General features: G+C 60.6%; 12 protein-coding genes. 3 read left to right on the plus strand and 9 right to left on the minus strand.

From position 1 onward, the window contains the following. Positions 1-214: 214 nt before the first annotated feature. Positions 215-589, plus strand: a complete 375-nt coding sequence (locus tag WIMU1_RS23270; RefSeq protein WP_307715602.1) for a DoxX-related protein — start codon at positions 215-217, stop codon at positions 587-589. Between the two features lie 325 nt (positions 590-914). Here WIMU1_RS23270 and WIMU1_RS23275 read toward each other — a convergent pair whose 3' ends face one another. The 6 genes from WIMU1_RS23275 to WIMU1_RS23300 form a co-directional block, all read right to left on the minus strand. Beyond that, the gene (locus tag WIMU1_RS23275; protein ID WP_031332475.1) at positions 915-1,667 is read right to left on the minus strand and encodes a TetR/AcrR family transcriptional regulator; all 753 of its coding nucleotides are present in this window, start codon (positions 1,665-1,667) and stop codon (positions 915-917) included. Positions 1,668-1,745: 78 nt separating this feature from the next. Further along, positions 1,746-2,663, minus strand: a complete 918-nt coding sequence (locus tag WIMU1_RS23280) for an alpha/beta fold hydrolase (protein ID WP_023959008.1) — start codon at positions 2,661-2,663, stop codon at positions 1,746-1,748. Further along, complete coding sequence (locus WIMU1_RS23285; protein WP_023959006.1) at positions 2,653-3,723, minus strand: ferredoxin--NADP reductase; 1,071 nt, start codon at positions 3,721-3,723, stop codon at positions 2,653-2,655. Before WIMU1_RS23285 ends, WIMU1_RS23280 begins: the two co-directional genes overlap by 11 nt. After that, positions 3,720-4,589: an SDR family NAD(P)-dependent oxidoreductase gene (locus WIMU1_RS23290; RefSeq protein WP_023959004.1), complete on the minus strand. Its 870-nt coding sequence runs from the start codon at positions 4,587-4,589 to the stop codon at positions 3,720-3,722. The genes WIMU1_RS23285 and WIMU1_RS23290 overlap by 4 nt, the downstream gene beginning before the upstream one ends. A gap of 39 nt (positions 4,590-4,628) precedes the next feature. Then, a complete protein-coding gene (locus WIMU1_RS23295) occupies positions 4,629-6,152 on the minus strand; it encodes a flavin-containing monooxygenase (protein WP_023959002.1) in 1,524 nt (507 codons plus the stop codon). A 158-nt stretch (positions 6,153-6,310) separates the two neighbouring features. Beyond that, positions 6,311-7,279 carry an AurF N-oxygenase family protein gene (locus tag WIMU1_RS23300; protein ID WP_023959000.1) on the minus strand — a complete coding sequence of 323 codons (969 nt, stop codon included), beginning with the start codon at positions 7,277-7,279 and terminating at the stop codon, positions 6,311-6,313. Between the two features lie 133 nt (positions 7,280-7,412). Between WIMU1_RS23300 and WIMU1_RS23305 the strand changes: the two genes are divergently transcribed. Beyond that, complete coding sequence (locus tag WIMU1_RS23305) at positions 7,413-7,754, plus strand: DUF4873 domain-containing protein (RefSeq protein WP_023958998.1); 342 nt, start codon at positions 7,413-7,415, stop codon at positions 7,752-7,754. Between the two features lie 42 nt (positions 7,755-7,796). Continuing rightward, the gene (locus WIMU1_RS23310; protein ID WP_051406546.1) at positions 7,797-10,907 is read left to right on the plus strand and encodes an MMPL/RND family transporter; all 3,111 of its coding nucleotides are present in this window, start codon (positions 7,797-7,799) and stop codon (positions 10,905-10,907) included. Between the two features lie 253 nt (positions 10,908-11,160). On the opposite strand, the gene WIMU1_RS23315 is transcribed toward WIMU1_RS23310, so the two are convergent. Genes WIMU1_RS23315 through WIMU1_RS23325 form a run of 3 tightly spaced genes read right to left on the minus strand, consistent with a single transcriptional unit; the run spans position 11,161 to position 14,505 of the window. Continuing rightward, on the minus strand, positions 11,161-12,804 hold the full coding sequence (locus WIMU1_RS23315; protein WP_023958994.1) for a long-chain fatty acid--CoA ligase: 1,644 nt from the start codon (positions 12,802-12,804) through the stop codon (positions 11,161-11,163). 33 nt (positions 12,805-12,837) lie between these two features. Then, a complete protein-coding gene (locus WIMU1_RS23320) occupies positions 12,838-13,524 on the minus strand; it encodes a hypothetical protein (protein WP_023958992.1) in 687 nt (228 codons plus the stop codon). Between the two features lie 48 nt (positions 13,525-13,572). Beyond that, the gene (locus WIMU1_RS23325; protein WP_023958990.1) at positions 13,573-14,505 is read right to left on the minus strand and encodes an MlaD family protein; all 933 of its coding nucleotides are present in this window, start codon (positions 14,503-14,505) and stop codon (positions 13,573-13,575) included. Positions 14,506-14,507 lie beyond the last annotated feature (2 nt).

A 14,507-nucleotide genomic window follows, 5' to 3' on the forward strand; every position in this document is an offset into this window, starting at 1 on the left:
ACTCCTGGGACGCAGGATGCGTGGCCGCACGGTCGCTTTGAAACGGCGAAGGCACTGAAACGAAGGGCTGAATCATACTTGGTTGGGTTAGCCCACCGGGGTTGTGGTCGGGTGTTTTAGATCTCTGCCACGGTAGCGGTCACTCCGGGGTGCAGGTCGGCAACAATTCTAACTGGGCTTAGATAATAGAATCACGACGAGAGGGAGCGGAATTTTGAAAAATGCCGAAAAGCAGTGGAACAGAAACCCGAAGACGGCACGTGTCGTTGCGGCCGTTGCGTCTAAGAGTCCGGCGGTGGTGACGGCGAAAGCGGCCTATAAGACAGGAAGGGCTACGGCGACGGTGTTGCCGAAATTGATCGGTTTCGGAATCGCGGGAACAGGGCTGGCGCATCTTGTTCTTCCGCAGGCTTTCGAATCGATCACCAAGCTTGCATTTCCCGAGAACACGCGTGAATGGATTTATGCGAACGGTGCAAGCGAGACCATGATCGGCCTGGCCATCTCAAACAGCCCAACCCGCGTTTGCGGTTTGGTCGGGTTGGCCGCATACGTTGGTTTCCTCGGCAGTCGAATCGTCCGATCCTGAAAGTAACCGGCGGACTACACTGCTTGAGCAGGCAGTGAAAGTATCTACTTGTCAAGCTTCGCTGTTTCCGCTCATAAATTCTTGACCGTCGCGGTTGCAGTTCTACCGGGGCGAGGGACTGCTATGTGGTTTTGGCCCGGCGTGTCCGCTGGCTCTGTATTCCGCCGCCAGCCTCCCCGGGTCCACTATTCTGCCGGGTACGCTGACCGCCGTATCAACGCTCGCCGTCCCTGGGCTGCACGATCGACTGACAACGATCACCCCTGGCCATGACGCGCGGCCACTGATTACGGATAGTTCGGCGATTGGCTGATTGCAAACGCGGTCAGTTCACTTCGAGGCGGGACGCGAAACCGGGATGGCTGAATGGCAGATCAGGTGAGAAGGCAACGCCTACTGTTGCGGCTGCACCGTTGATAATTCCCCACGTCGTCTCCGATAGGTGTGCGGCGAAATAGCTGTCGTTGACCCCTTGCTCACGACCGCTGTCAATCCACCACTGAGTCGCAGATAGCCCAGCACCCAGGATGGACGCCACTGCCAAGGGAATGATCGAGACATCTGCGTGAATACGTCGCAGACTTTCAGTGAATCGATCGGCGACAACCTCCATCACTGACCTCAATTGCTCAGCAACTCCACCATTTCCCGACCCCGAGTACTGAAACAAGTGATTCGCCATAAGGAAGCTGACGACCACGGGATGTTTCCCAACCAGCGCGACGTAGGACTGGACGGACGAGCGAATCATGTCGTCAACAGACGCATGCTCTTGCTCAGCAAGGATCGTGACTTGCGCCGACTCCCACATCAACTCACCGAGTTTCCCCGCCACCGCCCCGTTCAGTCCCGCTTTGTCGCCGAAGTAGCGGTACAGCTTCGGTTTGGACACGCCTGCCTCCGCAGCAATGTCGTCCATGCTCACGCCTACGCCATGGTGGTCGATTGCCCGTATGGCCGCATCGACTAATTCCGCTCGTCTTGCGATGCGATGGTCATCCCACCGGGTGCTGCGGGCATCACGCACCCGACGCTGTACCTGGGATGGCGCGGACGAAACGCGGCGGACGACTGACATTGTGGACACAATACTACCGAAAGCCCCCAAGTCATCAGCGGCCATCCGCGTCAGCCCATTGGCATCGTCAGTTCGCTATCAACGTTCAACCGTGGCTGCGTCCAATCGCGCCACCGCTTGGTTGAAATCGTTCGGCGCCTCCATGTTAATCATGTGACCGATCTGCGGCAACGCCACTAAATCATGCAACCGGCCGCCCTGCTGCAGCCGTTCGGCGAGATCAGTCGAATGAACCTCAGGTGTCAACTTGTCGGCAGAACCCACGATCACCGTCGTCGGCACAGCAAGCGAGTCAACTCCTTTGCTGACGTCGATGGAAGCCAGAACCTTCCCCCACATTCCCCGCACCGCAGGTGGGCAACGCAATACTATGCCGGAACACTCCGCTACAACGGCGGCCGACGCGTGCGGACCCATCGTCCCGTACTTTACCAACCGTCGGTTAAAACGAGTGTCGAGCATCTCCGGTCCCGCGACGGCGAGCCCAGCCGCGAAGCCCCGCTCGAGTGTGGCGCGGAATCGACGTGGCGACCTTATTAACGTTGATCTGCTAACCAACTGCGAGGGGCCAGTGCTCGCCAACACGGCACCGCGTGATGAGGCGCGCACAGAGTCCGGGTGCCCGGCAGCCCATCCCATGATGGACATCCCCCCCATACTGTGACCGATCACCAAGGCCTTACGACTCGAGGTCACGACCGCACGCAAGACAGCCTCAAGGTCGTCGCCGAGCAACGAGGAAGAGAATTGGGAGTGACCCCGGTCGCTCCAGCCATGTCCGCGTTGGTCATACACCACCACACGGTGTGTGCTGGCGAAGTGTTCGATCTGAGGTCGCCAGAACCGGCCCTGGCAAGCCCACCCGTGGCTAAACACCATTAGTGGCGCATCATCACCCAGCCCGTACTCCTCGACAAACAACCTCGTGCCGTCACTCGAGAGAACCTCCCGCGACCGCGCCGGCAATAGGCCAGCTCCCGAAGAGTCAGAGGTCATCGAAGCTCACCGTCACAGCGTCGGTGAGCGGAAGTGCCTGGCACGCGAGTCGCTCACCGTCCTCAATGTCGTCGTTGACGAGGATGTTGTTTTGCGCCATCTCGACATCGCCCTCGATGAGCTTGCAGACACACGCGCTGCATGCGCCCTCTCGACACGAGTACGGGGCGTTGTGCCCTCGTGAGAGCAGCACATCGAGCAGCGGTGTATTACGTGGCCATTCCGTGGTGATGCACTCTCCGTTGAGGTAAACCGTGGCGGTAGCCACACCCTCGTCGTCGCTGAGTCGACGCAGTGTGGCGGTGTCAAACGGGTCACCCGCCAGCGACTGGAACACCTCCCGATGTACATCCGAATGGTCCACTCCACACTCGGCGGCAGACCTTTCCACCAGATCCATGAAGGGGGAAGGGCCGCAGGTGAAGATCGACGACCCCTTGTGATCACGAATAATCTTCTCGACAGCCACAGATGTGGGGAGCCCGTTCTCCGACTCAAGCCAGTAGACCAAAGTGAACCGCTCGAGGAATTCGGATTTGATCTGCTGAAGCTGGCGCTCGTACATGACCGAATCGGCGTCACGGTTCGCGTAGAACAGGACGACTTCCCCACTGCCCGACACCAGTGCCGACTTGACCAGCGACAGCACCGGCGTGATGCCACTTCCGCCGGCGAAGAAGAGCATGTCGACGTCGAGGCTCTTAGCGGTAAACTTTCCCGACGGCGTAAGTACGGTCACCTCCATGCCGACGGAGACGTTGTCACACAACCAGTTCGACGCATATCCCCCAGCGGTGCGCTTCACCCCGATCTCGAGGCGGAAGTCATCGACATGAGGTGAACTGCTCAGCGAATAGCATCGTGCGACGTGGCCCGTCTGGTCCGACGGAATTTTTAGCGTAATGAACTGACCGGGTAGATGCTTGAAGTCGTCGACAATCTCGTCAGGCACTTCGAACGCGATGCTGACCGAGTCCTTGGTCTCCTGCACGACCTCCGACACGGTCAGCGTCCGCGATCGCGCGGTCGCGCCCGGCCGATTTTCCTGCTCGACGGTCATTTGATAATCCCCCGCTTTCGGGCCAATGCGTAGCCCGCACGTGAAACAGGCGCAGAGATGTCCTGGTAGCGCGGTCCCACAACGCGCGCGACAAAGTCGAAGCCCCGTGCGTCTGCGCCGATCAGCACTCGAGGTTTCTTCTTGTCCATTCCCTTGAGGATGGTGGACGCCGCTTTTTCCGGAGTGGTCCGGGCAATGTTGTTGAACATTGTGGCAATGGTGGCGGTATCTGCCCCCATATCGGATACACCTCGAGCGTTATTGACGATATTGGTTTTGACGCCGCCGGGGTGAACGCATGTCACTGTGACCGGATGCCGACTGATCTTCATCTCTTGGCGAAGCGCTTCGGTGAAGCCACGCACACCGAACTTGGCGGCGTTGTAGGCACTCTGGCTGGGAATACCGACCAGACCGAAGACGCTGGAAGTGTTGACAAGATGACCATCACCGGAGGCGATGAGATAGGGCAGGAAAGCCTTCGTCCCATTGACGACACCGCCGAAATTGATACCCATCAGCCAGTCAAAGTCCTCCCAAGACATGTCAACAACGTCGGCGCCGAGGGCGACGCCGGCATTGTTGAACACCATGTTCACGGACCCGAAAGATGACTGGACGCTTTCGGCGTAATCTTGGAAGGCAGCACGATCTGCCACGTCCAACACGGCGGTCTCGACTTTCGCCCGATGCGCGGTACGGCACATAGCCGCCGTCTCCGCGAGATGCACCTCGTCGACGTCGGACAAGGAAAGGCTGGCCCCGCGTGCGGCAAGTTGAAGCGCAAGGGACCGGCCGATCCCTGAAGCGGCTCCCGTGACGACTGCGACCTGATTCGCATAGTTATCTGTTGTCGAACTACTCACTGTTGAATACTCACTTCTCGATGACCTACGGCTGGGTTGTCAGGCGATCTCGTACTCGGCGGGCTTGAAGTCCTTCGTCGCTCGCCAGTACTGCCAGGTGAACCCGGGCCACACCGTACGGTTGACACCCTGCGAGTCCAGATACCAGCTCGTACACCCGCCGTTGGTCCATACCCCCTTGGCGAGCTTGTGCTGAATGTTCTTGTTGAAGTGTTCTTGAACCTCGGGCCGGACATCAACGCGCTGCGCTCCGCGACTGTCGACGGCGTCGATGGCCTTCATGATGTACTTGATCTGCTGCTCGATCATGAATACGACAGAGTTGTGCCCAAGACCTGTGTTGGGCCCGAGCAGGAAGAACAGGTTCGGGAAGCCCTCGGTGGTGATGCCGAGGTGGGTGTTGATACCCGTCCGATGCCAGTGCGACGGCAAGTCTTCGCCCCGGGCGCCCTTGAGCGCGAGTTGATCGAACCCGTCCGTGACATGGAACCCTGTGGCGTAAATGATCACATCTACAGGATGTGACACGCCGTCAGCGGTGACGATAGAATCCGCAGTGACCTTTTCAATCCGATCACTGATCACTGTCGTGTTGGGCGCGGCGAGTGCAGGGTAGTAGTCGTTCGATCCCAGGATGCGTTTGCATCCGATGCGGTAGGACGGCATCAGCTTTCTGCGTAGTTCGGGGTCGGCGATAGAACGTTCGATGTTCCATTTCGCCACTTTTTCGATGGGTCGCATAAGGTTGGAGTGGCCGTTGAGCCCGAAGGCTAGGCTCTCTGCGCCCCAGTAGACCGACCACCGAGCGAGGCGGCGAGTGATAGGGATCTTGCTGAGCAGGGTCCGAAGTGCCGTCGGCACTGCGAAGTTCTTGCGTGGAAGTACCCACGCCGGGGTTCGCTGGAAGACCGTGAGTGTGCCGGCCTCTTTCTGCACGAATGGCACGAACTGAATTGCGCTGGCACCGGTGCCAATGACGGCCACCCGCTTGCCCTGGAGATCCACCGTGTGGTCCCACTTTGCCGAATGGAATGCCTGGCCGGTGAAATCGTCGATTCCGGGGATGTTCGGATAGTTCGGGATGTGCAGGGCGCCGACACCGGACACGACGTACTGTGCGATGTACTCTCGGCCCGACTCGGTACGCAGGTGCCACCGCGATTCGGACTCGCTCCAGTATCCGGAGACCAATTTCTGCCCGAAATGGATCTTCTGAGTGACACCACGCTTGTTGGAGATCTCTTTCAGGTACTGCTCGATTTCGGGCTGCGAAGACCACACCTTCGACCAACTACCGCGGCTCTCGAACGAGTAGGAGTACATCAGTGACGGCACGTCGCATGCGCATCCTGGATAGGTGTTGTCGCGCCAGGTTCCACCGACAGAGTCGGCCTTTTCCAGCACGATGAAGTCGCTGTAGCCGCGCCGGCGGAGCTGCACGGCCATACCGAGGCCAGAGAAGCCGGTGCCGATGATGAGTACTTTGGTGATTATGGGCTCGGTTATTCCCGGGTCTGTCGCCGTGGCGGCGCGCGCCGCGCGCTTGGTGTTGGAGGACGGCATTGAGTGAAAAACTCCCTGATCAAATACAGCAGACGGACCTGCACGCGCGGGGACGCGTCGCAGGTGTGAGAATGTCATCCACCCGAGCCCGCGAACGGAGAAATTCGAACGTGGGGGTCGGGGATGAACTGGTGGCCGACGGGGCCAGGCTAAGGGTGTTAGCGCAGATCGTCGGGCAGGCTGCGCGTTGCGCGCCACATCGCCATCGTGAATTTCCCCTCCATCATCCCGGCCTCGTGGAAGAACCGGATCATAGGCTCGGACATGAACTGCAAATTGACGCGATAGTTCGGGCTCGTCTGCTGCGCCCACAGGCCGCGCACACGACTGATTCCGACAGCGGGGTACACCTTCGGATTGATAAGCAACGGGTACGCAAAGTTCGCAATGGCCGCCAGCGTGCCTCGATGCCAGGCGCGCGAGATGCGTCCGCGACGCTGCATCCCCTCCACCATTTCCAGCCGCGCGAAGGTGATGTGGCGGGCCTCTTCGAGAACGTGAATCTTCATGAGCTGGCGCAGCTGCGGCTGCATTTTCGGGTCATTCATCGCCTCGCGCTGAGCGCGGTCGAGTATCTCTTCGATGAGCAATGTCGCGCCGGATACAGACGGGCCGAGAGGCACAAAATGCAGAATCTTCGCGAAGCCCAAGAATCCCTTCGGCAACTTGTACGGCGCCAGCCCCGTCTTGTTGATCAACCGGGCAAACATCGTCGAGTGACGTGCCTCGTCGCCGATCTCGTTAAGGGCGTACAGGGCCCTTTGATCTGTCAGGGCGCCTTTGGCAGACATTCGGAGCAGCGCTGAGCTAAGCAGATTCTCTGCGTAGATACCGAAGCTGAGAATGCTGACAATTTCATGGCGCCCGAGTTCCACCTTCTGTTCATCGCTCATTTTCTCCCACAGCTTGGTGCCGTAGAGCGAGACACGATGCTCGGGCAGGAAGTACTTTCCCTCCTCCCAGGGCGAGTCCCAATCGATGTCGATCTCCGCGTCGTAGAACTTTTCAGCCGCCGCCCGCAGGAGTCGGCCGGCAGACCTTTGCATGTCGACGGGCTTGCGGGCACTGACGCGCGAAACCCCTTCCGTCGAAACGTCGGGCTTGATCTCAACATTCTGAACGGTCATGTGACACCTCCGTTGTGTTCCGGGCCGAGCTGAGTCTCGTCTTTATACCCGATACTCTGGGTACCCGATACTGCTAGTGTCGCTGCCAGTGTGTTCTTTTGTCAACGCTTGATGTGAAGAAAGTGAGCTTTACGTGTCTGACGACCACGACCTCGACTACTCCGGCGAGGGCACCTTGGTGTGCCGTGGCAAGGAGATTGCTGTCGGGGTGAAAATCAAAGGTTATTTTCAGCCTCTCAATGGCTTGTACACCTGGTACGGCAGGATCGACAAAAATGATGCGCTCGACACGCTCCTCGCGGGCAGGCGCACGGTTGCTGTCTTCGTGACACCAGAGGGCCGCGCCGAGTGCGTCGTGGGCGATCCTGATTTCTGGGACCGCTATCGCATTACGGGCACGAGCAGGCCGCCGTACCACATCCCCACCACCCTCGAAGACGTGGAGTCGATAGCAGAGAGTGAACATCACGGCTGACCGACCCGCGGAGCCGCCTGTGGGGGCGTGCCCCTACATCCCATGAGTCCGAGAGGAAGTTCGTACGTGGCCAGGTCGTCGATCGTTCACAACCGTCCATCAAGGCGTTCTGCCGGCACCGGTGAGTACAGCGCTCAACTGGAAAAGGTCGCCTGGTTCACGCTGCGGCGCAAGGGATTCGCGGCGTCGGTCTGGGTCGTGGTTGCGGTCGGCTTAGCGGTGCTATTCCCGCAGTTGGAGTCCGTGATCCGACAGCAGTCGGTGGACCCGATACCCGCGGGCGTACCGTCATTTCAGACGCTCGACCGGATGGGTGAGGCGTTCAATGAGAAGGGGGCCAAGACCACCGTCTTCGTCGCCATGGAGAACGACAGGGGTTTCTCGGACACCACCCGCGTCAGGTATGACGAATTGGTGACCGCACTGCGTGCGGACACGGAACACGTCATCGCAGTCCGCGATCTGCTCGGCGACCCGCTCACGGAGAGTCAGGCGCTGAGCAAAGACAGGAAGGCGTGGTATCTGCCTATCGGTGTCACGGGGACGTTGGGCGGACCGGACGCTGCCAACGCCGTGGAAGCGGTCCGTGACACCGCGAACGAGATCTTTGATGGTACCGACACAATTGTTCGGGTGACCGGTCCACCTGCCACGTTCACCGACCAGCTCGCGGTCGGTGAGTCCGATCTGGTCGTAATCACGATCGCCACGGTGCTGTTGATCGCAGGGATCCTGCTGGTCGTCTACCGATCGGTTTTCACCGCTCTCATGCCGCTGCTGGTGGTCGGCATGAGCCTGGCAGTGGGCCGCGGGGTGCTCTCGGGTCTGGGCGAATTGGGCATGCCCGTGTCTCAATTCACCTCGATGTTCATGACGGTAATTATCTTCGGCGCCGGAGTCGACTACTCCGTATTCCTTATAAGCCGGTATCACGAGGGCATCCGGGCGGGCGATGCCCCTGACGTGGCCATTGCGAACGCCACGGCAACGATCGGTCGCGTGGTGCTCGCGTCCGCAGCCACAGTTGCCTTTGCTTTCTTAGCGATGGCGTTCGCCAAGCTCAGCGTGTTCAACACGCTCGGCCCGGCGTGCGCGATCTCTATCGCCTTTGGCTTCCTGGCAACCGTCACTTTGCTGCCCCCCGTGCTGTCGTTCGCGGCGAAGCGTGGTGCGGGGCTACCTCGTCGTGACCTCACCAGGCGGTACTGGCATCGGGTGGGAACGGGGGTGATCCGGCGGCCGGTCCCGCTGCTCGCGGTGAGTCTAGTGGCACTGATCGCTCTCGGCCTTATCGCGACCACCATGACAATCACCTATGACGATCGGGAAGGTCAGCCGTCGGATACCGGAAGCAACGAGGGATACGCGCTGCTGAACCGGCATTTTGCCAAAGACACCATCATCTCCGAGTTCCTTCTGGTGGAGTCGAACAAAGACATGCGCACCGGCCAGGGACTGGCCGATCTTGAACAGATGGCGTCGCGCGTCGCGCAGACGCCCGGTGTCACCCGCGTCATCGGGGTGACTCGCCCGACGGGCGAGAAGCTTGAGCAGGCTGAGTTGTCATGGCAGAACGACCAGATCGGTAGTGGTATCACCGAACAGACCGGTGACGCACAGTCACGGAAGGGCGAACTGGAGCTACTGAGGACCGGGTCCTCACAACTCGCCGACGGTCTTGCTTTGCTGAACGAACAAATCACCACCAACCTCGCGCCGCTGTCGGGGTTGCTCGAGCAGGCCTCGTCGGCCGGCGAGGAACTCAGCCAGTATCGTCCGCTCGTCGATCAGCTGGCTGCTGCGGCGCCCGCACTCGATGAGTTCTCCCAACAAGCTCCTGAACTGTCTCGAGTGGCACGACAGGCACAGTCGGCTGCCGACTCCGTCGCACCTGCGTTGAGTGCACTCGATGCTCCCTGGTGCGTTCAGATCCCGCAGTGTTCGGCCTTGCAGGCACAGACCTCGGATATCCGCGCATTGGCCGACAACCAGTCCCTCGGTCGTTTCGCGGACTTCGCTACCCAGCTCGGTGGAGTTGAGGGCCCGGGAACGGCGGACCTCGCGCAGTTGCAGAGCTCATTGAACGTCCTCGACTCCGCGCTGCAGACGATCAACGGCCAGGACCTCGGCAGTCGGTTGTCACAGCTCCAGACGGGCGTCCGAGCGCTCGCCGACGGGTCCCGACAGCTTTCCGGCGGTGTGAGCGCATTGGTGGACAGCAACCTGCAACTGCTGGCGGGCCTGTCTCAAGTGGCCGCCCAGCTACGCGCGCCCGCCCGGGACATCGGCAACTCTGACTCGGCAACGGGGTTCTACCTACCCGCCGACGCGTTCAAGGATCAGCAGTTCAGCCAAGTGGCGCGCCAGTTCATCTCGCCGGATGGCAAGACTGCTCGCTTTGTAGTGCAGACCGCCTACGATCCGTATACCGCGGATGCTATGACGTTGGCGAACAGTCTGTCGAAGGTGGCCGAGGACGCCATGCCGAACACCACGCTGCAGGGTGCGCGCGCATCTGTCGCCGGGTTCCCGGCGATCAACGCCGACATCCAACGACTTCTGGCGTACGATTTCAAGTTACTCGGATTCGGAACGCTCCTGATAGTCGGCTTGATCCTAATGCTCTTACTCAGGGCGATCGTCGCACCGATCTATCTACTGGCCACCGTTGTACTCAACTACGCAGCCGCTCTGGGCATCGGTGTCCTTGTCCTCCAACACATTTTCGGCAATGAAATAGCGTGGCCCGTCCCGCTGGTGTCCTTTATCGTCCTGGTTGCAGTGGGGGCCGACTACAACATGCTGTTGGTTTCCCGGCTCAGAGAGGAATCGACGGCCAATGTCCGGCTCGGAGTGCTACGCACCGTTGCATACACCGGCTCGGTCATCACCTCGGCCGGTTTGATTTTCGCGGCGAGCATGTTCGGACTCATGCTGGGATCGATCGACGTGATGGTCCAGATCGGCTTTATCATCGGTATCGGGTTACTCCTGGACACCTTTCTCGTTCGCACTATTGTCGTCCCTGCGCTGGCAGCATTGCTCGGTGAGGCGAGCTGGTGGCCAGGGCGGCTGCACCGCGCGGCCGTGAGCCGGGATTCCACCGAGGTAGGACCCTATGCCAGAGGACCTTTGACGACGTCTAATCGCTGATGGCGGGGTGAATCTACATCAGGCGCGCGAGGGTTGACAGGAACTCTCGGTTCCTGCTGTGAAACGGACCCACGATCAATTGCCCATTCTCGCTAACGCTTTCGCTACACCCGTGCCGTGGTGCTCGGTAGCAGTGTGAGTCATCGCTGCGGACGCCTGGCCTGAGTACTTCTAAGCGCACCGGCCCGGGCCGAGGCGGTGAACACCAGACGGCGGCGGTTCAGCGAACCGCCGCCGTCAGCGAGAAACGTGTTCAGTTCGGCACGACGACCAGACTCCCGTCGGCATGTTGGGAACGCAAAGCTCTTTTGTCGAACTTGCCCACGCTGGTGCGGGGCACCTGGTCCACGAACGCCCAGTTCTTGGGAATCCACCAACGAGGGATCTCGTCGGGGCAATTCTCGAGGAACCACTGGCCGAGTTGATCGGCGGTAACCTCGCTGCCGTGCGTCCGGACGACCACGGCTAGGGCCGTCTCCTGCCATCGATCGTGAGGGATAGCGATCACGGCAGCCTCGGCCACCTGAGGATGGCCCATTATGGTGTTCTCGAGCTCCACCGATGAGACCCACTCGCCACCCGACTTGATGACGTCCTTCGTTCGATCGGTGAGCGTCAAATAACCGTCTTGGCTGATGTGGCCAACGTCGCCGGTTCGCAGCCAGCCGTCACGGAAGTTGTCGCTGTCTTCGTCCATGTTGTAATAGCTACCGGTGATCCACGGCCCCCTCACTTCCAATTCCCCCACGGACCTGTCGTCACGTGGAACCGGCATACCTGCCTCGTCGGTAAGACGCATCTCAACGCCACAGATGGCACGGCCCTGACGCTTGCGATACGACATATCGGATTCCGATGCGACACCGGCCGGTGGTCGACTCACCGCGGCGAGTGGCGAAGTTTCCGTCATCCCCCACGCTTGGATAATCGGGACGCCGAACCTGTCCGCGAATCCCTCGATCAACGACTGCGGCACCGCCGCACCCCCGCAGGCGACCAGACTGATCGACGACAAATCCAGGTCGGGGTGCGATGACCCAAACTGCAATAGATCGTTCCAGATGGTCGGAACGGCACCCGCTTTCGTGGGCCGATGTGTCTGAATCATGTCCGCCAGAGGAGCCGCTTGCAGGAATCGGTCGGGCAGAAGCAAGTCGGCACCCGCCATAAGGGCCGCATAGGGGAGGCCCCAGGCACTGGCGTGGAACATCGGCACCACGGGCAGGACTCGGTCACCTTCCTCCACGGCGAGCGCATTGCCGGTACAGGCTGCCATCGAGTGAAGGAACACCGAACGGTGGCTGTAGACAACGCCTTTGGGGTCTCCCGTGGTTCCGCTGGTGTAGCACATAGCCGCCGCCGATCTCTCATCGGGTTCTGCCCACGGAAAGGCCGGGGACTCCGCAGCGAGCGCGTCCTCATAACGAATGATTTCGACGCCGTTGCCCTCCAGCGCCGACACCTCCCCACCGCCGGCGACGAACACGACACGTACGGTCGACAGGCCCGGCAGCAGCGGCGCCAGCAACGGCACCAGCGAACTATCCGTAATGATGACCCGGTCCTCAGCGTGGTTCGCGATGAACGACAGTTGGGACGCAGACAACCGCAGATTCAGGGTGTGCAGGACGGCACCCATGGCGGGAACCGCAGCGTACGCCTCGAGGTGCTCCTGATTGTTCCACAGCAAAGTGGCGACCCGGTCATCGTCGCCCACACCGGCACGACGCAGAGCATTGGCCAGCTGCCCGCAGCGTTCCTCAAGGGGCCCGTAAGTCGTGGTTCGAGCCGGTTCGGCGCCGCCGTAGGTGATCACCTGCCTGCCGGCGTGATTCGTCGCGACGTGGCGAAGGATCGACGACACCGTCAAAGGTACGTCCTGCATCGTGCTCTTCATGAATAGAAATACTCCTTCTGCGGCACAGCCGCCTTATTCAGCTGGGCCGTAGTCCTGGATCTGCCAGCTCCCAGCCGTTTTCGACACAATTACCTTTAACAACGTCGGCAGTTCACTCGGTTGTGGGTTCTGCACGTTCTGCGTCTTCTGGCTCGCGAAGACCATCACCGTGTACTCGCCGTCGGTGTCACCGGTGACGCTGGTGGCCAGAACGCGGCCCGACGCTTGCACCTGGGCTTGCTGCATGATTTGCGTCAGCGTCGGTCGAACCTCGTCGTAGCGCTTGATAAGCGCCTCACCTGCGTTCTCCTTGACCGCTGCAAAAAAGGCGTCGGTGTTTTCGTAGCTGTAGGTCAGGGACTTGGTCGTGTAATCCGAGGCGGCCTCCGCCGCCGCGGCCCGTTGCGCGGCTTCGTTTTCCAATGTCGACTTCGCGTCGTCGGCCTCGAGGTAGAGGTAGGCGAACACGCCGACCAGCACAGCGAGCACCACGATCACGGCCGAAACGGCCACGGCAGCACGTGATTGCGGCAATGCTGACCAGCGCCGCGCACTCGGCGAGAGGGGGGCGACGTCGCTGTCGTCAACCCCCGCCGTGGCTACAGAAGCAGTTGGGGCGTTTTCGTCCACCAGTAGATCGCCATCCGTCGTCGCTGCTGCCGAGCCGTCCTCGACCTCAGTGGGCTCAGTAGGCGGATTGGTCTGCTCGTCATTTGTCATCTGGACCTTCTTGTTACTTGCGGTGGATAGTCGCTCGCGGACAAGTCGTCATCGTGGTGACTGCGACACCGTGATGGGGACCTCGGCACGACCTGGTCGCGACGTCGGGAAGGTTCGGGCGAGGAGGTCGCCGATCGATCCGAAGTCGACGTAGGTGTCCGCGACCTTCTCGGTCGCCGGTTTCACCGCACGGGTGATCGTCAGCAGATCCGGCTGCAGGATCTGGATATAGCCGCTGAGCTTTTCCACAAGCTTCAACACGGGAGGCCACTTGTCGTACGAGGTGGTTGTGAACTCGATGAACGCCCGCTGAATTCTCGCCAATCCGTTCACGGCGTCAGGGGTACGCACAGCTGCCTCAGTGAGGACGTCCCCGACGTTGGACATGAGGCCGAGCAGGAACTCGGCGTTGTCCGCGGTCACCCGGACGGACCCATCCTTGCCGACGAAATCGACTAGGCGGTACATCATGTCGCCGATCATGTCGAGGTCTCCCTGCTGTCCGGCGACGGCCTCGGCGACGGTCTTGTTGATGGACTCGATCGATGCTGGGTCGAGCCCATCTGCCACTGCAGCCATCTTCGGCAACACCTGGGGCACCGATTGCGACACGTGCACCGCCTCAGCGGGCACCACGTCTCCGTTGCGGAAGTACCCGCTGGTAGCCGTGCCCGCGGGCACGAAGTTGATGTACTGTTCCCCCGCAAGTGACAGATTCTGGATAGACATCACACTGTCCTGGGGAATCTTGTTATCGGAATCGATCGCCATCTCGACCTTAAGTGCCGAATCCACGACGTTGATGGAGGCCACCCTTCCGACGGGTATCCCCCGCACCATCACCGGCGACGTGTCCAGCAGACCGCCCGAGCTGTCGATGAAGGCGGTTAACGAGTACTCGGAGCGGGTGGGGTTCACGCGAGCCACGCCGACGACAAGGTAGCCAAGCCCTACAACGAACACGACGGCCAAAGCCACCATAG

The organism is Williamsia muralis NBRC 105860 (assembly GCF_001598915.1).
In the GTDB taxonomy this organism is placed as follows: Bacteria; Actinomycetota; Actinomycetes; order Mycobacteriales; family Mycobacteriaceae; genus Williamsia; species Williamsia muralis.

Bases quoted from the DNA above. Each gene is read 5' to 3' on its own strand.
- WIMU1_RS23275 (WP_031332475.1), bottom strand. From the start codon at position 1,667: ATGTCAGTCGTCCGCCGCGTTTCGTCCGCGCCATCCCAGGTACAGCGT.
- WIMU1_RS23280 (WP_023959008.1), bottom strand. From the start codon at position 2,663: ATGACCTCTGACTCTTCGGGAGCTGGCCTATTGCCGGCGCGGTCGCGG.
- WIMU1_RS23285 (WP_023959006.1), bottom strand. From the start codon at position 3,723: ATGACCGTCGAGCAGGAAAATCGGCCGGGCGCGACCGCGCGATCGCGG.
- WIMU1_RS23295 (WP_023959002.1), bottom strand. From the start codon at position 6,152: ATGCCGTCCTCCAACACCAAGCGCGCGGCGCGCGCCGCCACGGCGACA.
- WIMU1_RS23300 (WP_023959000.1), bottom strand. From the start codon at position 7,279: ATGACCGTTCAGAATGTTGAGATCAAGCCCGACGTTTCGACGGAAGGG.
- WIMU1_RS23310 (WP_051406546.1), top strand. From the start codon at position 7,797: ATGAGTCCGAGAGGAAGTTCGTACGTGGCCAGGTCGTCGATCGTTCAC.
- WIMU1_RS23315 (WP_023958994.1), bottom strand. From the start codon at position 12,804: ATGAAGAGCACGATGCAGGACGTACCTTTGACGGTGTCGTCGATCCTT.
- WIMU1_RS23320 (WP_023958992.1), bottom strand. From the start codon at position 13,524: ATGACAAATGACGAGCAGACCAATCCGCCTACTGAGCCCACTGAGGTC.
- WIMU1_RS23325 (WP_023958990.1), bottom strand. From the start codon at position 14,505: ATGGTGGCTTTGGCCGTCGTGTTCGTTGTAGGGCTTGGCTACCTTGTC.